We start from the raw sequence: 19628 nt of genomic DNA, 5'->3' as shown, positions 1-19628 counted from the left end.
CTGAAGGGTGAAGCGTGGTGTCCGGCGAAGCCCAAAGAGCGAAGACGGACTTTCTCCGTAAATCGAAGCATTCTCCGTAAATCGAAGCATCCAAACAAGAGCAACGGCAGATCGAAAGCGCCTAGATCTTACTCGGCGGCTTGCGCCATGACCGGCCGGCGCGCGAGCCAGCCGTCGATGAAATTCTTCAGCCAGGCGCGCTCGGCAACATCATAGACAGCGCGGTCCGCGAAATGATGGTGGCGGGCGCACGCACCGGGCGCACTCAGGCCGTCATAGCCGCGCGTGGTCCAGCGATGCATCATGGCGTAGGTCACGTCAGGATGAAACTGGAAGCCGAAGGCATTGCCGGCGCAGAACGCCTGCACCGGAAAATCGTCGCCCTCTGCGAGCAGCTCCGCGCCAGTGGGCAGCTCAAAGCCTTCGCGGTGCCAGTGATAGACCTTTCCCGGCCAGTCCGGGCACAGCGCGTGACCGGCCGCCGTCGGATGAATCGGATAGTAACCGATCTGGGTGAGCGCGTCGGGGTGCGGCGCGACGCGAGCGCCGAGCTGCATTGCGAGCATCTGCGCGCCGAGGCAGATGCCGAGAAACGGGCGCTGCTCGCGGAGCGGAATTTCGATCCAGTCGATCTCGCGGCGGATGTAGTCGTCGCAATCATTGGCGCTCATCGGCCCGCCGAAAACCACGGCACCGGCGTGATGCTCGAGTGTCCGGGGCAAGGGATCGCCAAAGCGCGGCCGGCGGATGTCGAGGCGATGGCCGAGCGCGCGCAAGGCGTTGCCGACCCGGCCGGGTGTCGAGGATTCCTGATGCAGAACGATCAGAACGGGCAGCGGCGGCTGGCGGTCGGCGGCCGCTGGCGTCCTTCTCCTGAAGGGGACCACCTCCGCGCCACCAAGCCTGTCCGTCCGGAACGACATTGCCTTTTCGAAAGCTACGGTTCAGACCGCCAGCATAACTAAGCGATCGTTAATTTCGTGTGAGTTTACGCACACACTGAACTGAAAGGAGATCAAGCAAGCACCGGGCCAAAATCGGCTTTCGTTGCACGGTTAAAGCGCAAAAGATCGCATCGCGCATCAGGTTGTTGTTCGAGCATGATTTCCGCGCAAAAACGGTCCGCGTTTGTCGCGAGAAAAAGCCGCTGCGCACTTCGCGCCAACGCGGCCCTTCCTGTCCGGATCATGCTTTAGCGCCTGCGCCTTTGGAACCGGCCGACGGCGGCCAAAATGAAGCCGCGTGGGAAGAAGCGCAGCAGAAAAGGCACGATCTTGATCCCAAGACCAGGCAGCACCGCCCGTTTATTGGCCATCAGCCCCCGATAGGCGGCGCGCGCAACGTCAGCGGCCGAGACGTCGAGAACGGCGGAATCGAATCCCGGGGCAAAGCCCGCGCGGGCCTGAAATTCGGTCGCCACAGGACCCGGGCAAAGTACAGTGACGCGAACGCCGCGCGGCCCGAGTTCGCCGCGCAGCGCCTCGGTGAAGGAGATGACGTAGGCCTTGGAGGCGTAATAGACGGCCATGCCGGGGCCGGGCAGGAAGCCCGCAACCGAGCCGACGTTGAGAATGCCGCCCTTGTACTTGACGAGCTGATCCGCGAAACGCAGCGACAGATCGGTCAGCGCGCGGACGTTGACGTCGATGATGCCGAGCTGCTCGGTGCGATCGCAGTCGATCGCGTCACCGAATACCCCGAAGCCGGCATTGTTGACGAGATGGTCGAGCTCGACGCCTGCAGCGGCCAGCGCCGCCGCGATCTTCTCGCCCGCACCGGGCTCTTCCAGATCGCAGGCGAGCACGATCGGCGTCTTGCCGCCGTTGGCCGCGATCTCGCTGGCCAAGGCATCGAGCCGGTCGGCGCGGCGCGCCGTCAATGCGAGACGGTGACCGTTCGCGGCAAACACGCGCGCCAGCTCCGTGCCTATGCCCGCCGAGGCACCGGTAATCAGCGTCACACGCTCAGTCACGATCGACGTCTCTTCAATGCAAGCGAAATTAGGGCGACAACCCCAGGACGAGAGCATAGGCCGCGTGCGGGATGCAAGTCGCACGTCAGCCTCGCTGATGTGCACCAGGATGGAGGATGCAGAAAAACCGCTGATTTGCAGGGGGATTTGGCCAAGTCGCGATTCGGCCGATACATTAAAGTTTCGTCATGTGGTCGCGACTGACCGCGTCCCGCCGATGCGATCAAATCCTGGCGACACCGTCCTTGACCTGACCGGCACGGCGGCTGGCGATGAGATGCTTGAGGTCGATCCGGTCGCGCTGTGACACGCCGAGCAGATCGGAGGCACGCCAGACGACGTTGTCCTCGAACTCCGTCACCTGGCCGTCGGCATAGACGAGCTCCCACATCATCTCGACGATGCGCTTGCGGCCCTCGTCATTGAGCGAGCGCATGATGACGCTGGTGAAGTGATAGAGATCGACCGCCTCGCCCTCGACCTGGGTTGCGGAGGCGATCAGGCGGTCCGCGGTGCCGCGATCCAGCGAGAAATGACTTTCGATCAGGCTGTGCAGCTTGCGCCGCTCGGCGTCCGTCGGCTCGCCATCGAGCGAGATCACATGGATCAGCAGCGCGGTCGCCGCCAGGCGATAATCGCTGTCGCCGAAGGCGCGGTCCTGCGCCTGGGGGGCGACGATGTCGGCAATGAATTGGCGCAGTCCGTCGAGCATGAAATCCTGCCGCAATGGTGGCGCTGCAAAGGCAGCTTGCCCCCTTTATATGAGCGGGAAATTCGCACCGCGCAATGCGCGCTTATGCCCCGCGCTGCATTACGTTTCGGCAATCCACTTTATGTCATTCCGGGACGCCTAAAGCGCGAACCCGGAATCTCGAGATTCTCAGGTGCGCAACTGCGCACCATAGTTCGATGCTGACGCTTCGCCCCGGAATGACTCCAAGGAACTCACGGCAGTTCGTATACCACCATCTTGTCGGCGATGCCGCGGAGCGCGGCCTGTTTCTGGATCGGCTTGATCGACCACTGCTCCAGGATCCTGGCGACCGCCGGCGCGTCCAGCACGGGACCGGTGATGTGGATTTCCTGAGCCATCGACACGCTCTGCACGCGCGCAGCGATGTTGACGGTCCGGCCGAAATAGTCCTGTCGCTCATTGAGCATGACCGCCAGACAAGGCCCCTCATGAATGCCGATCTTGAGAACGAGATCTTCGGAGCTGCGTTTCTTGTTCAATTCCTCCATTGCGGCACGCATGCGCAAGCCGGCGACAAGAGCGTGCTCCGGCTTGACGAACGTCGCCATCACGGCGTCGCCGATCGTCTTCACCACCGCGCCCTTCTCGGAGGCGATGATCTCGAGCAGCGCATGGAAATGCGCGCGTACGAGGTCGAAGGCGGCGAGATCGCCGACGCGCTCATAGAGCGCCGTCGAGCCCTTCAGATCGGTAAACAGGAAGGTCAGCGAGGTGATCTGTAGCCGCTGGTCGATGTTGAGATTGTCGGCCTTGAAGACGTCGCGGAAGGTCTGGTTGGACAGCATCCGCTTGGCGGTGAGGAACGGCTTGCGCTTGCCGATCAGCTGATGCAGCGCCTCGGCGGCAATGAACACCGTCGGCAGCACGCGCATGCCAGTCTGATTGTCCAGTGAGAGCCGCAAGGGTCCGGGACGAAAGGTCGTGGTCCCCGTCGGGGCCTGGACCTTGTTGTACATGATCGCGAGCTGCTGACGCTCCTTGGTCGGCTCGCCCTGAACATCGATGAAATGCGCGGCGTGCGTCACGGGCTCGAACACGATGACGAAATCGTTCGGGAGCTGGAGCGACATCGTCGCCTTTTCGCCGGGCGGAAGCTCGAGCGTATCGAGCGTGACCTCATTGGCGAGGGTCGCGAACTGCTCCTTGTTGAAGTCGACGCCCGAGCTCCAGAACATCTGCTTGAAATAGTCCCATACCGGCAGCGAGTCAGGATCGTGTGCCGCGATGCGCCGCACGCGCGGGCTGACCGTGAAGGAAACCTCGACCGCCTCGTCGACGGACGCCTTGTAGCCGCAGGCGCAAAGCGCGCAGTTGTAATCGTCGGACTTGAGCGACTTCAGCGTCGAATGCGCACCCAGCACGCCGCCGCAACCCGGGCACAGCACGTTCCAACCGAGATCGAACAGCCCGAGCCGCGCCGAATGCAGGAATGCGGAGATTGCCCGCTCCTCATTGAGGCCGTACTGCTTGGAGAAGTCGATGACGTTGATCCGGTTGAGCTCGTGATCTTCGCCCTGCTCGATAAGGCGCTGGATTGCTTCGACCGCGCCGGGATCAGCGGTCTGCTTCAAGACGGAAAACTGGGCTTGAATGTCGCTCATGGCGAGACTCTATCTAGGGTGGATCACGCCATTGGCCAGACAGCCGCCTGTCACCGTGGCGTGATGCGGAACATGGGAGAATGGTCCGGTTGCGTCGTGACGATGCCGAGGGGAATGACGGGTGCGGTATCGACCAGCTCGACACGGAATTCTCCGATCAGCCGGGCCAGGGCCAGCACCGACTCGGCTTGCGCAAATGGCGCGCCGATGCAGACGCGTGGGCCGGCGCCGAACGGCAGATAGGCGAAGCGGTCGGGCGGGGTCGCCGCCATGAACCGCTTGGGGATGAAGGCATTGGGCTGCTCCCAGAGCTTTTCATGACGGTGCAGAAGCCACGGCGCGATCATGATGATATCGCCCTTTTCGATCTCGACACCCGCCGCGTTGTCCTTGTCGAGCGCCGCGCGTGCGATCAGGAAGGCTGGCGGATAGAGCCGCATGGTCTCCTCGATCACGGCGCGGGTGAATTTCTGCCGGTCGATATCGGCCATGCTGTCGAGATGCTCGCCGCGCGTCTCGGAGGCGACTTCCTCCTGGGTTTCGGGATCGAGCGCCAGGAGATAGAGCGCCCAGGACAGCGCCGTCGCGGTCGTCTCGTGACCGGCCAGGATCATGGTGGCGACCTCGTCGACGAGCTGCTCGTCCGAAAAGGCCTTGCCGGTCTCGGGATCGCGCGCTTCGTCCATGAGGTCGAAGAGATCGCGCGGCGGCGCCCCCTCCTTCTTGCCGGCGGCACGCCGCTCGGCAATCAGCATCGCGACGAACGCGGTCCAGCGCTTGCGGAAGCGGGCGCGCGCAAAATCCATCGGGCTCGGCCACGACACCGGCAGCAGCATGTCGAGGAAATACGGCCGGCCCAGGCGCTGGCCATACTCCATGACGAAGTTGCGCAAGGTCGCGCCATGCTTGTCCATGCCGAAAGAGAACATGGTCCGGCCAGCGATCTCGAGCGTCATCCGCTGCATGATTTCTCTGATGTCGACGACCTCACCGGACTTCGTCTTGAGCTTCGCGATGGTCTCGTCGAGCACCGCGGTCATGTGCGGGACGAGGTTGGTGGTAGCGTGTGGCGTGAACGCAGGCGCCAGTGTTCGACGCTGGTGCCGCCAAGGCTGCCCTTCCGCGATCAAAAGACCCTGGCCGAGCACCGGACGCAGCATCCGGATGCCGGCCGGCGTGCGCGTGTAGTTCTCGTAATTGGTGAGCAGGATGTGCCGGATCGCGTCCGGCTGGTTGAGGATGAAGCTGTTGTGAAGGAAGAAGCGCCCCTGGATGACGTCCTCCTCATAGGCACGCTGCCCCCAGGTCGCGATCATGTTCTTGCGGATCACCGCAACGCGGCGGAGGAACGACATCCCCTCCGGCGCGCGCGGCGGGGTCGGCGGAATGATGGGCCGGCGTACCTGGGTGACATTCATGGGCTCTCTCCCCGCATTCCACCGCACCCACAGAGCTAGGAAGTCAGCTCCGCAATCGCAATCCTGTTCTCGGCAGCCGGCCAGGTCCTGGCCACGATCCGTTCTTCGTTGAATTGAACCACAACGTTACGCCCCGCCTCCGCAGCCGAAAGGCGCAGGGTTGCTGCCGAATCCGTGGGCACGCCCGGCTTGACGTCGGCCGGCTCCTTGCCGTCGAACAGCACGATATCCCGCGGCAGGCCAAAATAGCCGCGCGGTCGCGACATGATCAGGACTGCGCCCGCACCGGCGTCGGGCGGCCCGAGCGGACGCGCCGCGCGCAAATGCACGACATCCGACGAGCGCAGGAACGGCGAACGGTAGATATGCGTCGTGGGGGCGTCCGGCGAGGTCAGGACGAATTCGAGCGGCCAGGCCGGATCGGCCTGCACCGGCCCCCAGCGGCCGTCGGCGGTGGTCTTCGCGCCGTACAGCGCGGCGCCCTGGCGCTCGCCGCTCACGGGATCGAGGCGAAACACCTCGAGCAAAGCGCCCTCCACGGGACGATTGGTCGGCACGCCACCGGGCGTTCCCGTCACCAGCCCGCTCAACTTGACGCTGCTCTCGGGCGTGATCGCGATGCGGTCGGGCTCGCGGCCCGCGATGAACTTGTAGATCTCGCGAAACGCGCGTGGATGGAACGCCACCTCGCGGTGATCGAGCGTGCCGAGCACGAGATTGGTGGCGCCTTTCAGCTCCGGGCCTTCGGCCGTGACATTGGTAGGCACACCGGGCATGCCGATGAAGCGGCCATCCGCTTGCGCATATTTGTCCATGCCGTCGCTGCGCAGGGTGAGAAAGGCGGTGCCCGGTGTGACCTCGCTCTCGCCCGCGTTCAGGCCGCGCAGGAAGGCGCCGCGGCCATTGAACTCGCTGCCGAGCAGGTCGTCGATCGCGAACACGCCGTGATTGGGCGTGCCGCACAGCACGGCATGGCTGACGTCGCCGGCGCCGCCATTCTTGATCACGTTGCGGATGGCGTAGCCGCCGCGCGAGCTGCCGACCAGCGCGACGCGCGGAGCGCCGGTACGGCGCTTCAATTCAGCGATCGCGGCGGCGAGCTCACGGCGCTGATCCTCGGTCGAGGAGCGGTTGGGCTGTTCGACCCTGTCGTCGTCGCGCGCCTTGGGGTTGGTGAAATTGATCGCTAACATGCGCTCGCGCGCGATGCCGTTCGACTGCATCCGCCATAATGTCGTCATCCAGAGCGCGTCGTAGTCGCTATCGCCGTGGACGAACAGGATCGGCGGCACCTCGGCGGGCGACGCTTGGGGCGTGCTTTGGGCCAGCGCCGACGTCCGCAAGCTCGCAACCGCGAAAGGCAGCGCGCTGGCGCCCTGCAAGACCGTCCGTCGCGATAGTTTCATGTCGTTCCTCCCCGGCAAACCAGTTGGTTGCGCCGCTTATAACCGTCTAACCACTGGACAGCGAAGGACTTTCGCGGGCATCACTGGGCCAGCAGGAATCGCCGAACCATTTCTCGCAAGCCATTTGGAAGGGGATATGACCGAGCAGCCCAAACGCCAGAAATTTGCCAATGACGGCATTACCGCGCCCCTGCGGTATACCGTATTCCGGCGCATCTGGCTTGCCAGCCTGCTCTCCAATCTCGGGCTGCTGATCCAGGGCGTGGGCGCGGCCTGGGCGATGACGCAGATGGCCGCCTCCGCCGACAAGGTCGCACTGGTGCAGACCGCGCTGATGCTGCCGATCATGCTGATCTCGATGCCGGCCGGCGCCATCGCCGACATGTATGATCGCCGCATCGTCACCCTGATCTCGCTTTCGATCGCGCTGATCGGCGCGTCGGCGCTCACGATCCTGGCCGGGCTCAAGCTCATCACTCCCGAAACGCTGCTCGCCTTCTGCTTCATCGTCGGCAGCGGCAACGCGCTGTTCGGCCCGGCCTGGCAGTCCTCGGTCAGCGAACAGGTGCCGCCGGACTCGCTGCCATCGGCGGTTGCGTTGAACGGCATCAGCTACAACATCGCACGCAGCTTTGGCCCCGCGATCGGCGGCGTGATCGTCGCTGCGGCCGGTGCGGTGGCGGCCTTTGCCTGCAACGCGATCCTCTATCTGCCGCTGCTGGTCGTGCTGCTGCTCTGGCGGCGCAGCACCGAACCGTCGCGCCTGCCGCGGGAAAAGCTCAACCGGGCCATGGTCTCCGGCGTGCGCTACATCACCAATTCGCCGCCGATCAAGATCGTACTGACGCGGACGCTGCTGATGGGCCTGATCGGCGGCGCCATCATGGCGCTGATGCCGTTGGTCGCGCGCGACCTGTTGCATGGCGGCGCACAGACCTACGGCATCATGCTGGGCGCTTTCGGCATGGGCGCGGTGATCGGCGCGCTCAACATCCACGAGCTGCGCAAGCGCATGAGCGGCGAATCGGCGATCCGCGCCTGCACGATCTCGATGGCGTTTGCGATGGCCGCCATCGCGCTCAGCAGCGAGCCGGTGCTGACGGCCGCTGCCCTGGTGCTGGCAGGCGCGGTATGGATGGCGGCGGTGGCGCTGTTCAATATCGGCGTGCAGCTTTCGGCGCCGCGCTGGGTCGCGGGCCGCTCGCTCGCGGCATTCCAGGCCTCGATTTCCGGCGGCATCGCGATCGGCGCCTGGGGCTGGGGCCATCTCACCGATTATGCCGGCGTCGAGATGGCACTGCTCGTGGCCGCCGGCCTGATGCTGATCTCGCCGGTGCTCGGCCTTTGGCTGGCAATGCCGCGCGTCGGCGCGCGCAATGAGGACGCCGAGGTGCTCGCCGATCCGGAGGTGAGGCTGTCGCTGACCGGCCGCAGCGGTCCCCTGGTGGTCGAGATCGAATATCGCGTCGCGCAGGAGAACGCGCGCGCCTTTCACAATGTGATGCAGGACGTGCAGCTCTCCAGGCAACGCAACGGCGCCTATGGCTGGTCAATCGCGCGCGACATCGCCGATCCCGAGTTGTGGACCGAGCGCTATCACTGTCCGACCTGGCTCGACTATTTGCGCCAGCGCAACCGATCGACGCAGTCCGAGCGAGCGCTGCATCAGCAGGCGATCGATTTCCACATCGGCCCCGAGCCGGTGCGGATCCGCCGCATGCTCGAGCGTCCATTCGGCTCGGTACGCTGGAAGGAAGAGACGCCGGACCGCAGCAGCGGCGAGGTGCTGCCGGTCGTCGCGACCGCGGCAGGGAGCAGTACGTAGTTATTGTCATTCTGGGGGCGCGCCGTCAGAGCCCGGAATCCATTCCTCCAGGCAGATGCAGCTCGATGGATTTCCAGGTTCGCGCTTCGCGCGCCCCCGTATGACGCTTGAGAGATTACTGCCCGTGCTCGGTCAGGACCTTGTCGCAGGCCTTGCTGAGGCGGGCGCGGTTCTGCTTCAGGCAGGCGAGCACGGCCGAATCGCCATTGTTCATCACGGAACGGCAGAAGCGCGAGACGTCGCGGGCGCAGGCGTCGTGTCCCGGCTGCTGCTGCGCCGACGCACGCGATGCGATCAGGGCCAATGAAAGAATGAAAAGGAATCTGCTCATCTCGTAATGCTCATACCCGAAACGATGGGCGGGCGACGCTAGAGCGATGGTTCCCGCGCTGCAACGGCTTTGTTGGTGAGCCGCGCCGGCGAGAAGCGAGTGGCCCTCGGCCTGGCACCAGGGCACTTCGCGCGGGGAGTTCGAGCGCGCGATGATGGCATCATCAGCACGCGGGCAGCGCTTGTCCTACTGCGCGCTCTCCTTCGCGTCGGCGACCTTGCGCGATGACGCCTTGGCGAGGTCCTTGTCCATCACCGCGCGGCAGCCGGGGCTGAGGTCGGCGCGATGCCTGATCATGCAGGCGGTGATCGCGGGGATGTTGGGAATTTCCGAGGAGCAGAGGCGGAAGGCGTCGCCGGTGCACATCTGCTGCGCCTCGGCAGTGTAGGCAAAGCTTGGCGTCGAAGACGGGATCGAGACGAAAACGGCAAAAACCAGCGCCAGGCTGGCGTCGCGGATCTTGGACGAGAACGACATGGTCATTTGAGGCTCCCGTTGGCGCCGCCGTCAGGGCGGGCGCGTTGTTAACGGGGGCTACGATGCTCTGGCAAAACCGTTTCCACTGTGATGACGGTCACGACCGGCCTGCCGACCGTAAGGTCGGTCACTTTGGCGCACCCTGCTGAAATTCCACCGCAACCGCCGTCGCGTTGGTGTCCCGTTAACTGTTTCTTCGCATTAATGGCTCGGCGCGGGGAAAAACCGCTTGTTTGGTTGCGTATTTGGAAAGAGTAGCGATGCGTAATGCGTTGGGCCTGATGGTGGCCAGTGTGATTGCGGCGGTCGTGATCGCCGGAGGTTGGTTCTTCTATTCCTCGCGTGCCGAACAGGCCGCTCCCCAGACAATGGCCGCCCGCCCGCCCGAGCCTCTGCCCGCGACGGCGAGGCTTGCCGCCAAGGACGACGTCGAGACCACTGCGGCGCTCTCCGGCAAGCCGGCTGCGGCGTCGAGCGCGCCGCCTGCGCCGGTGCCGGCGATGCCGGTTCAGCAGAAATCGACCTGCGCCAATCCGAACGCGCTTGGCGTCGCACGCGTGGTTGAGATCGACACCACCGGCGGACCGGGTTTTGGCTTCGAGCATTTCAAGCAGTTCGACTTCCTCACTGACAAGGAGGTCGTGCTGACCTTCGACGACGGACCGTGGCCGAACAACACGCCCGCGGTGCTGAAGGCGCTCGCCGACGAATGCACCAAGGGCCTGTTCTTCGCGGTCGGAAAGCACGCGACCTATCATCCCGAGATCCTGCGCCAGGTGCTGGCCCAGGGCCACACGGTCGGCTCGCACACCTGGTCGCACGTCAACCTGAACGGCAAGAAGATGACGGAGCAACAGGCCAAGGACGAAGTGGAGAAGGGTTTTAGCGCGGTGAAGTTCGCGCTCGGCACCAACCCCGCGCCGTTCTTCCGCTTCCCGCAGCTTCAGCACAATCCGGCGATCGTGAGCTATTTCGGCACCCGCAACGTCGCAATGTTCTCGACCGACCTCGACTCCTTCGACTTCCGGAAGGAAAGCACCCCGGACAAGATCGTCAGCAACGTGATGACCAAGCTCGACAAGCTCGGCAAGGGCATCATCCTGATGCACGACTTCCAGAAGCACACGGCCGAAGCCCTGCCGACGCTGCTCGCACGCCTGAAGGCCGGCGGCTACAAGGTCGTGCAGATCAAGGCCAAGACGACCTTCGAGACACTGCCGGAATATGACGAGGCGCTGCTCAAGGAACTGAAGGTGCCGACCTCGAGCGCGCGTCCGATCTCGAGCGTGGTGCAGACGGTTTCGCAGTAGCGCGACAAGCCAGTACGCTTCGACAGTTCATGATGGCCGGGCTTTCCCGGCCATCATCGTTTTCGGGCTACCAATAGATTCCGTGGCGATGCAGCTCGCCGATGATGCGGCCTTCGGTCCAGTAAGCCTTGCGCTTCGGCTTCTCAGCCTTCGCTGCGGTCGTTGAACTGGTGGTGGCCGTCGTCGCCGGTGTCGTGGACACGGCCGCGGGCCGGTCGACATATTTCGGAGCCTCTGGGCGCTTGGAGGCCGCCGGCGCGGCGGTGGTCGTGGTCTGCTGCGCAGCCGGATCATCGGCGGAAGCGAGCGTAAGCCCGCGCGAACCGGCGGCCTGCGCGGACGCGGAGGCCAGAATCATGGCAGCAATCAGCATGATCTTGCGCATGTGAGTGTCTCCCGTGTTTGAGCATGCGGAGACAGTAGGAAAGGCCGGTGCGCAGTTATGTGATGCGTCTCACGCAAGCGGCCTCGGAGCAGGCAGCCAGCACTCAAGGCGATAACGGTGTCGCTCCGGGTCGGACAATTGAGGCAATGGTGCCGCAAGAGGGATTCGAACCCCCGACCCCGTCATTACGAATGACGTGCTCTACCGACTGAGCTATTGCGGCGGACCCTTGGCGGCCGGCACGATGTGCGGCCCCAAATGCGCGCGCCCCTGATATCGGGCGTGGCCCGAATTGGCAAGGACAAGCCGGGCCGAACTTGCCGATCAGCGGCCCCAGCGGGACCAGAACCCCCGCCAGCCGCCGGCCTGGGCCTTTGGCGTGCCGATTTGTTCCGTAAATTCATCGCTCGTCCCCTCGTCATCGATTCCGGGGTCGTCTGGCGCGCGGATGATCGGGATGACGGCAGGAATCGGCGAAGACGCCGGTTTGCCGAGGTCGGCCCGGGCGCGGAACACCGGCGTTGCCGCTATGGGGGCTGATTCGGCGGGTTCCGGCGCCGGTCTGGCCGGCTCAGTGGCGGCGGTAGCCGGCTCGGGCGTTTCGGGCGCCTTCACGTCGACTGTGTTCGCTTCGGCCTTGGTTTCCGGCACCTTTACCTCCGAAAGCTTGACCTCCGAAGGAGTCTTGGTTTCCGAAGGTTTGGGCTCGGGCGGCAGATTGTCCTGCGCGGCCGGCACAGGCGCTGGCTGGACCGGTTCCAGCGCCTCGCTGCTCACGGTGATATGCTTCGGCGGCGGGGCAGCCAGCATGGCCTCCTCGAACGGGGAGGCCTCGATCGTCGTGCCCTTGTCCGAGGGCAGGCTTGCCACCGGCGTCTGCCATTGGAAGGCGTCGAGCCGGCCGGTGACCGGCGAAACCGGACGCCAGCGGCTGCTGACATAGCCGTCGGCCGTCCAGGCCGGGTCGTGACGGGCGCGCACCGCGCGCAATGTCCAGGCCCGCGCGCGGCCGCTGTCGCCATGCTCGGCGCGCTCGATCTCCGCCATCAGGAGCGCAACCCGCTGGGTCGGATCGTTGATCAGCGGCGCCAGCGCCTGGCGGGCGCGGGCGAATTCGCTGGCGTCGATCGCGGCGCGCGCGAGCGCGAGCTGGCCTTCGACATGACCGGGCGTCTTGGCCGCCAGCGTCTCGATCCGCTGCAAGCGCTGCCGCGCGGAATCGCCGAGCTTCACATGCGCATAGGCGTCGGCGAGATCGGGATGCGGATGGGAGAGCCAGGCGGCTTCCACCAGCTTCATGGCCCGTCGCACCTGATGCGCCTCGCTTTCGAATTTCGCGGCGAGGGCCGCAGCCGGCACCAGCGTCGGCGCGAGCTTCACCGCTTCCATCACGCTCTCGCGCGCGACGTCGCGGTCCATGGTCTCGAGCTCGAGCGCGCGCGCCGTGAGCAGCACGCCGCGCTGCCGGCGCCAGGTCCTCTTGTCGATCAGGCCCGCCGAGAGATTTGAATCGAGGATCGCGAGTGCACCGCTCCAGTCGCTGCGCGCGCAGCGGAAACCGAGCACCGCCTGCGAAGCCCAGGTCGAGGACGGCGACAGCTTGATCGCCTCTTCTGCGATTGCCACCGCAGAGACGGCGTCATCGGCGCGCTGCGCCTCGATGAAGAGACCGCGAAGGCCGAGGAGCCGCGTGTCGGGTCGTTCGGCCATGGCGCGGAACGCGCGCTGCGCCTCGTCGCGATTGCCGTCGAGTTGCGCCGACTGCGCATGGAGCAGCAGCGCCAGCGGATCGTCCGGCGCATGCCGCCGCGCCGCATCCGCGTGGCGGCGCGCGAGCGCGGTGTCGCCGTGGCCGATCGCCAGCAGGCCATGGGTGATGGCGTGACGGCCGCGCGCGTGGCGCTTCTCGTGACGACGGCGGCGCATCCGGGCGGGCGTACGCCAGATCGCGCTCAAAATGCTCCAGGCGAATACCGCTATCACCGCAACGAGGCCGAGTCCGAACGCGAACACCGGCACTGTCGTCTTGGCGCGCAGATTGCCCCAAGTCAGGACGACGTCGCCGGTCTGATCGGCGACCCAGGCGGCGCCGGCCGCGGCAAGTGCGATGAGGATGAGGAATGATACGACGCGAAGCATGGCGATCCCTTTGGCGCGGGTCTATTGCGCGGGCTTGGCGAGATCCGCCATGGCATCGTCGGCGAATTTGCGGGACGCGGCGAGCGCGGCATCGCGCGCGTCGGCCTTGTCGAGCCAGGCCTTTGCGGCTTCGCGATCGGCTTCCGGCAAGGTCTTCAGCTCGCGCCGCGCCTCGTTGAAATCGCTACGCAGCGCCGCCGCCGTCACCCGCGCGATGATCGCGCCACGGTCGTTGCCGACGCCGTCGGTGCGCTCGATGCGGACGAGCTTTGAGGCACCCGCCTGCAGGCGTTCGACGATGCCGTTACCGCTGGTCTGCGCTTCAGCCGGCGGCGAGAGTTTTGGCACGATGTTGAGGAGATCGCGGCTCAGCATGACCGGGTTTGGAATGCCGCTGGAAGCAAACGTCTCGAGCGGCTTCAACGTCTCGGAATCGGGCGCGAATGATTTCGCCGCCGCAAGCTGCGCGGCGTAGGGATCGTTGTGTCGAACGGCGACGTCGAGCAGTGCCGCCGCGACGACGCGACGCAACGCCATGTCGTCGGTGGACTTTGCATCGGCGATCTTCTCGCCCTGCTGTGCGAGCTCGGCACGCTCGGCCTTGATGGTACGCTCGAGCTGCGCGATGCGATCGGTGACGCCTGACAGATCCGGCGTTGCACCTGCGTCGCGCGGCGCCGATTTCACGTCGTTCAGTGCACTGCCGAGCTTGTCCGATTGCGTACGCAGGATTGCGACGTCGCTGCGCAAGGCGGCGACGGATTTGTCCAGCGCGTCAAGCCGCGCCGCTGCGGCCGGGTCCGCGGCCGGTGCCGCGGGCTTGTTGATCTTGGTCTCGACAGCGGCGAGGCGCCCGCTCAATGCGTCGACCGTCGTAGTCGTGGCCTGCGGCGTCGCCGTTGGCGCTTGCACCTGGGGCCAGCCCAGCATCCAGCCAACCGCGATCACGAGCGCTGCTGCGACCGCACCCGACAGCGGCGCGATGATCCAGGGGGACACGGGTTTGGACATCGGAGGCACCGCGGCCCTCGCCTCGGCGCGTTCCGGTTCGTCTTCCGGCTCGTCTTCCGGCTTGGCTGCCTCGGCCGCGACCGATTCGGCCCTGGCCGCATCGGCGTCGGCCGGCTCCGGCTGCACCTCATCGGCCGGCTGTTGCGGCTGGGTGGACACCTCGGTCGCCTCGAGATCGATGGTGGGCGGGGTGCGCTTGGCACGGCCGGACTCGGGGGCCAATCCTGCGTCTTCAGGCTTGTCTTCGGCCATCGTGACGTTTCCTTCACACTTGCAAGCGACGTACTCGGACCGGACCCCTCAGGTTAAGGATTCGGCCCGTTCTCTTACGCCATACGGGTGCGCAAAGCACGCGCCAAGGTCTCAAATAAGGAATTTTCGTCCGGCCTGGCCGCGACCGCAACCTGCGTCGCGCCCGCCTCGCGAAGCACGCCGGCGATGCTCTCGGACAGGCAGCACTGCGGAATCGACAACGCGGAGATTTCGACGCCCTCGTCGCGCGCCGCATCCAGGAATGCGCGCGCGCTGCGCCGCGAATAATGCAGCACCGCCCGGATGCCATCGGCGGCAAAACCTTCGCAGACCTCGCGCGGCAGGTGCTTGACCGGCGCCATGCGATAGATGGTCTGCGTGACCACGTTGAATCCGTCCGCGCCGAGCTCGCTCGAGAGATCGCGCGACAGATCCGCGCCCGCGAGATAAAGCAACGTGCTCTTTTTCTTCACGACCTTGTCGCGCGCGCCTTGCAGCACCTTGTCCCTTAACGCCGCCGCATCGCCGCCGGCGACGATGACGTTGACAAAGCCGGCCTCGCGCGCGGCTGTGGCGGTGTGCTCGCCGACCGCGAACAGCGGCAGCTTCGACAGACGAAGCTTCGGCAATTGCGGCGCGATGGCGCGGATCGCGTTCGCCGAGGTGACGATGATGCCGCTGTAGCTTGCCTCACTTTCGTCGCGAAACGCCACCGGCTCGAACTTGAGTGCCGGCGCCAGCAGCACCACATAGCCCAGGGCACGCAAGCCTGCCGCGGTGGCCTCATTGTCGGGATGCGGCCGTGTGACAAGAATGGCCATGATCTCTATTCTCCGGTGCACCGCGACGAGGCTTTCGGGAACGTTGCAAGGCGCGATTGCCTTTGGCGACCCCGGAATGCTACCGGACGTACCAGAACTCTGCTTTGCGGAAGAGCGCAAGGGCGCAAATTGGATAACGATTCGCCAATGCTGGTATTGGGCATCGAAACCACCTGCGACGAAACCGCCGCCGCCGTGATCGCGCGCGCGGGCGATGGCGACGGCAAGATTCTGTCCAACATCGTGCGCTCGCAGGTCGAGGAACACGCCCGCTTCGGCGGCGTGGTGCCGGAGATCGCCGCGCGCGCCCATGTCGACCTGCTCGACGGTATCATTGACCGCGCGATGAAAGAGGCCGGCATCGGCTTCGCCGAATTGTCGGGTGTCGCCGCTGCGGCTGGCCCGGGACTGATCGGCGGCGTCATCGTCGGGCTCACCACGGCAAAGGCGATCGCGATGGTGCACGACACCCCGCTCGTCGCGGTGAACCATCTCGAGGCGCATGCGCTGACGCCGCGACTGACCGATCACCTCGAATTCCCCTATTGCCTGTTCCTGGCTTCGGGCGGCCACACCCAGGTCGTCGCGGTGGTCGGCGTCGGACAATATATCCGGCTCGGCACGACCGTCGATGATGCGATCGGCGAAGCCTTCGACAAGGTCGCCAAGATGCTCGGGCTGCCTTATCCAGGCGGACCGCAGGTCGAGCGCGCCGCGGCAGACGGCGATGCGGCGCGATTCGCGTTTCCGCGGCCGATGCAGGGGCGGCCCGATGCCAATTTCTCGCTATCGGGACTAAAGACGGCGGTGCGCAATGAAGCGAGCCGGATCGTTCCGCTCGAGCCACAGGACATCAGCGATCTCTGCGCGAGCTTTCAGGCCGCGGTGCTGGACTCGACCGCGGACCGCCTGAGCATGGGCCTCAAACTATTCCGCGAGCAGTTCGGTGCGCCGCAGGCGCTCGTCGCGGCCGGCGGCGTTGCCGCCAATCAGGCGATCCGCGGGGCGTTGCAGGACGTCGCCGACGCAGCGGGGACGCGGCTGATCATGCCGCCGCCCGCGCTCTGCACCGACAACGGCGCGATGATCGCCTGGGCCGGCGCCGAGCGTCTCGCGCTCGGCCTCACCGACACGATGGAGGCCCAGCCCCGCGCCCGCTGGCTGCTCGACGCCAACGCCACGGCGCCGGCCGGTTACGCCAACACACGCGCGGGATTCTAGCGATGACATCCTTCCAATCCGTCGCGGTGATCGGCGCGGGCGCCTGGGGCACGGCGCTGGCGACGGTCGCTGCACGGGCGGGACGAAAAGTGACGCTGTGCGCGCGTAGCACCGAGCACGCGGGCCGGATTGCCTCGACGCGCGAAAACCCGCGGCTGCCTGGCGTGCAGCTCTCGTCCGATATCGTGGTGACGAGCGAGCTTGCCCTCACCGCGCGCGCCGACATGCTGCTGATCGTAACACCGGCGCAGCACCTGCGCGGTGCGGTCAACGCGCTGGCGTCACATCTCACAAAGCCTGTGCCGGTCATTGCCTGCGCCAAGGGCATCGAGCACGGTACCCACAAATTCATGACCGACGTGATCGCCGAAGCTGCGCCGCATTCGCTGCCAGGGATCCTGTCGGGACCGAGCTTTGCGGACGACGTCGCGCGCGGCTTGCCGACGGCGGTGACGCTGGCCGCAAAAGATGAGCAGCTCGCCAGCTCCCTGGTGCAGGCGCTGGGCTCGCCGACCTTCCGCCCCTATCACTCCACCGATGTACGCGGCGTCGAGATCGGTGGCGCGGCCAAGAACGTGCTGGCGATCGCGGTCGGCATCGCGGTCGGACGCAAGCTCGGCGCCTCCGCGCAGGCCGCATTGACCACGCGCGGCTTTGCCGAGCTCGCCCGCTTCGGCCGTGCGCTCGGCGCGCGCAGCGAGACGCTCGCAGGCCTGTCCGGCCTCGGCGATCTGATCCTGACCTGCTCGAGCCCGCAATCGCGCAACTTCGCGCTCGGGCTCGCACTCGGGCGCGGCGAGACGCCGCCAGCCGGCAAGCTCGCCGAAGGCGAATTCACCGCACCCGTGCTGATCGAACTCGCGTCTTCGCAAAACATCGAGATGCCGGTATCAGCAGCAGTCGCAGCGATCCTGAGTGGCAAGAGCACGATCGACGCCGCAATATCCGGACTTTTGACGCGCCCCTTCAAGGCAGAGGAATGAACATGGCGTACTGGCTGGTGAAATCCGAACCGTCCGTCTGGTCGTGGGACCAGCAGGTCGCCAAGGGCGCCAAGGGCGAGGCCTGGACCGGGGTGCGCAACTTCACCGCGCGGCAAAACCTCGTCAACATGAAGAAGGGCGACAAGGCGTTCTTCTATCATTCCAACGAGGGCAAGGAGATCGTCGGCATCGCTGAGGTCATCAAGGAGGCCTATCCCGATCCGACCGACAAGACCGGCAAGTTCGTCTGCGTCGACATCAAGGCCGACAAGCCGCTCAAGACGCCGGTGACGATGGCCGCGGTCAAGGCCGAGAAGAAGCTCGCGGACATGGCGCTGGTGAAATATTCGCGCCTCTCGGTGCAGCCGGTGACGGCGGACGAGTGGAAGCTCGTCTGCAAGATGGGCGGGATGTAGTCAGCCACGAATGTTAAGGCGGGCAAAGCGACTTGTCCGCCGTAGCTCAACGAGCGAAGGCGGAAGCGTGCCCACCAATCAAAAAGACCGCTCGCGATTGGATGGTGGGCACGGCGCGCGCAGCACCAGCGGCTACGTCATCAACTGTCCGGCAGAGCGAAGACCTCGCAGGGCGCGGCGATCCCACGCAGCGGATGCATCCCGAGCGCAAGCAATGGCGTGTCGGTCTCGGCAGCGAGCGCACCCGACACCAGAACCGTTCTGCCGAGCGGCTTGCACAATCCCTCGAGCCGGCTCACCAGGTTGACGGCCGAACCGATCGCGGTGAAATCCAGCCGGTTGGCCGCGCCGATATTGCCCCACAGCATCTCGCCGAGGTGAAGCGCGGCGCCGAATGACAGCGACGGCAATCCGCGGGCGCGGCGTTCGTCATCAAGGTGCATCATGCCGGCGCGCGCCGCGGTCGCCGCGCGCAAGGCAGCATCGCAGGCACGACGCGGCGAGTCATCAACCACGGGGAAGATCGCCAGCACGCCGTCGCCGATAAATTTCAGCACCTCGCCGCCAAAGGCGTGCACCGCGCCGGCGATGCGATCGAACCAGGCATCGAGCGCCGAGATGACAGCGGCCGGCGGGTTGGCTTCGGACAGCGCCGTGAAGTCGCGCAGATCGGCATAGAGCAGTGCCGCCTGGATGGTTTCGCCGAGGTCGCGGCGGAGCGGCGCCGCCAGCACGCGCTCGGCGCTGCGCCGGCCGAGATAGGCTTCGAGCGCCGCCGCCAGCGTGGCCCGCGCGGCGAGCACGGCGAGCGGCGCGGCGGCGAAGCGCGCGGCTTGCCGGAGATCGTCGATTTCGCGCGGCGTGAACGGGCGCGGCCCGATCCAGCCGAGCAACGGCCCGTCCTGCCGCGGCCCGATCACGTCTTCGTGGACGATGCCGGCGGCCGTCGCGCTCAGCCAGCGCCGGCCGGCATCGTTGCGTGGCGCGAGCGCGGCTGCCCCCGGCGCAAAACCGAGGGCTTCGACGACCTCGCCGCTCTCGGCGCGCCACAGCCAGGTTCGCTGTGCGATCAATGGATGCGGGACGTCCAGCGTCAGGCTGCCCGCAACGAGCGGCAATCCATCGGCAACCAGATGCCCGCCGAGATCCGCGAGCAACCGGTGGGCACCCGTGGTCTCAGCGGCGGCATCGACGAGCCAGGCGAGCGTCGAGGACAACTGCATGGTGCGATCATGTGGTCTGCTCGCCATTCTTGTCACGACCTATCGTCGGTGGGCGGGCCTTGAACACGTGCTGTAGCGGCGCC

18 protein-coding genes and 1 tRNA gene are annotated in these 19628 nt (G+C 65.8%); 5 read left to right on the top strand and 14 right to left on the bottom strand.

Annotated elements, in window-relative coordinates; all coding sequences use genetic code 11:
- Positions 1-128: 128 nt before the first annotated feature.
- From QA640_RS01355 to QA640_RS01330, 6 genes are all read right to left on the bottom strand, one after another.
- Positions 129-923 (bottom strand): glutamine amidotransferase, encoded by a 795-nt coding sequence (locus QA640_RS01355; protein ID WP_283038999.1) that lies wholly within the window; start codon positions 921-923, stop codon positions 129-131.
- A gap of 269 nt (positions 924-1192) precedes the next feature.
- Entirely contained in the window at positions 1193-1972 is a 780-nt protein-coding gene (locus tag QA640_RS01350) for an SDR family oxidoreductase (protein WP_283038998.1), read from the bottom strand.
- A 223-nt stretch (positions 1973-2195) separates the two neighbouring features.
- A complete protein-coding gene (locus QA640_RS01345) occupies positions 2196-2684 on the bottom strand; it encodes a TerB family tellurite resistance protein (RefSeq protein ID WP_283038997.1) in 489 nt (162 codons plus the stop codon).
- Between the two features lie 233 nt (positions 2685-2917).
- Positions 2918-4327, bottom strand: coding sequence for an adenylate/guanylate cyclase domain-containing protein (locus QA640_RS01340; protein WP_283038996.1), 1410 nt, complete (start codon positions 4325-4327; stop codon positions 2918-2920).
- Positions 4328-4377: 50 nt separating this feature from the next.
- Positions 4378-5745, bottom strand: a complete 1368-nt coding sequence (locus QA640_RS01335; protein ID WP_283038995.1) for a cytochrome P450 — start codon at positions 5743-5745, stop codon at positions 4378-4380.
- 35 nt (positions 5746-5780) lie between these two features.
- Entirely contained in the window at positions 5781-7151 is a 1371-nt protein-coding gene (locus tag QA640_RS01330; protein WP_283038994.1) for a hydrolase, read from the bottom strand.
- Positions 7152-7287: 136 nt separating this feature from the next.
- Between QA640_RS01330 and QA640_RS01325 the strand changes: the two genes are divergently transcribed.
- On the top strand, positions 7288-8976 hold the full coding sequence (locus QA640_RS01325; RefSeq protein WP_283038993.1) for an MFS transporter: 1689 nt from the start codon (positions 7288-7290) through the stop codon (positions 8974-8976).
- A 115-nt stretch (positions 8977-9091) separates the two neighbouring features.
- Here QA640_RS01325 and QA640_RS01320 read toward each other — a convergent pair whose 3' ends face one another.
- Positions 9092-9307: a hypothetical protein gene (locus tag QA640_RS01320; protein WP_283038992.1), complete on the bottom strand. Its 216-nt coding sequence runs from the start codon at positions 9305-9307 to the stop codon at positions 9092-9094.
- Positions 9308-9493: 186 nt separating this feature from the next.
- Positions 9494-9790 (bottom strand): hypothetical protein, encoded by a 297-nt coding sequence (locus QA640_RS01315; protein ID WP_283038991.1) that lies wholly within the window; start codon positions 9788-9790, stop codon positions 9494-9496.
- 254 nt (positions 9791-10044) lie between these two features.
- Between QA640_RS01315 and QA640_RS01310 the strand changes: the two genes are divergently transcribed.
- Positions 10045-11094: a polysaccharide deacetylase family protein gene (locus QA640_RS01310; protein ID WP_283038990.1), complete on the top strand. Its 1050-nt coding sequence runs from the start codon at positions 10045-10047 to the stop codon at positions 11092-11094.
- Positions 11095-11161: 67 nt separating this feature from the next.
- Here QA640_RS01310 and QA640_RS01305 read toward each other — a convergent pair whose 3' ends face one another.
- From QA640_RS01305 to QA640_RS01285, 5 genes are all read right to left on the bottom strand, one after another.
- Positions 11162-11479, bottom strand: a complete 318-nt coding sequence (locus QA640_RS01305; protein WP_283038989.1) for a hypothetical protein — start codon at positions 11477-11479, stop codon at positions 11162-11164.
- Between the two features lie 147 nt (positions 11480-11626).
- Positions 11627-11702, bottom strand: a tRNA-Thr gene (locus tag QA640_RS01300).
- A gap of 101 nt (positions 11703-11803) precedes the next feature.
- A complete protein-coding gene (locus QA640_RS01295; protein WP_283038988.1) occupies positions 11804-13618 on the bottom strand; it encodes a heme biosynthesis HemY N-terminal domain-containing protein in 1815 nt (604 codons plus the stop codon).
- 21 nt (positions 13619-13639) lie between these two features.
- Positions 13640-14881: a hypothetical protein gene (locus tag QA640_RS01290; protein WP_283038987.1), complete on the bottom strand. Its 1242-nt coding sequence runs from the start codon at positions 14879-14881 to the stop codon at positions 13640-13642.
- A gap of 74 nt (positions 14882-14955) precedes the next feature.
- Positions 14956-15702 (bottom strand): uroporphyrinogen-III synthase, encoded by a 747-nt coding sequence (locus tag QA640_RS01285; RefSeq protein WP_283038986.1) that lies wholly within the window; start codon positions 15700-15702, stop codon positions 14956-14958.
- Between the two features lie 147 nt (positions 15703-15849).
- On the opposite strand from QA640_RS01285, the gene tsaD reads away from it, so the two are divergent.
- The 3 genes from tsaD to QA640_RS01270 are packed head-to-tail and all read left to right on the top strand — an operon-like array spanning position 15850 to position 18322.
- Complete coding sequence (gene tsaD / locus QA640_RS01280; RefSeq protein ID WP_283038985.1) at positions 15850-16923, top strand: tRNA (adenosine(37)-N6)-threonylcarbamoyltransferase complex transferase subunit TsaD; 1074 nt, start codon at positions 15850-15852, stop codon at positions 16921-16923.
- Between the two features lie 2 nt (positions 16924-16925).
- A complete protein-coding gene (locus QA640_RS01275; RefSeq protein ID WP_283038984.1) occupies positions 16926-17906 on the top strand; it encodes an NAD(P)H-dependent glycerol-3-phosphate dehydrogenase in 981 nt (326 codons plus the stop codon).
- A 2-nt stretch (positions 17907-17908) separates the two neighbouring features.
- Positions 17909-18322 carry an EVE domain-containing protein gene (locus tag QA640_RS01270; RefSeq protein WP_283038983.1) on the top strand — a complete coding sequence of 138 codons (414 nt, stop codon included), beginning with the start codon at positions 17909-17911 and terminating at the stop codon, positions 18320-18322.
- 140 nt (positions 18323-18462) lie between these two features.
- Here the strand turns inward: QA640_RS01270 and QA640_RS01265 are convergent, their stop codons facing one another.
- Complete coding sequence (locus tag QA640_RS01265; RefSeq protein WP_283043086.1) at positions 18463-19545, bottom strand: adenylate/guanylate cyclase domain-containing protein; 1083 nt, start codon at positions 19543-19545, stop codon at positions 18463-18465.
- Positions 19546-19628 lie beyond the last annotated feature (83 nt).

The organism is Bradyrhizobium sp. CB82 (assembly GCF_029714405.1).
Lineage (GTDB): Bacteria > Pseudomonadota > Alphaproteobacteria > Rhizobiales > Xanthobacteraceae > Bradyrhizobium.
The sequence above is the reverse complement of the archived record's forward strand: the minus strand, read 5'-3'. Positions and strand labels throughout refer to the sequence as shown.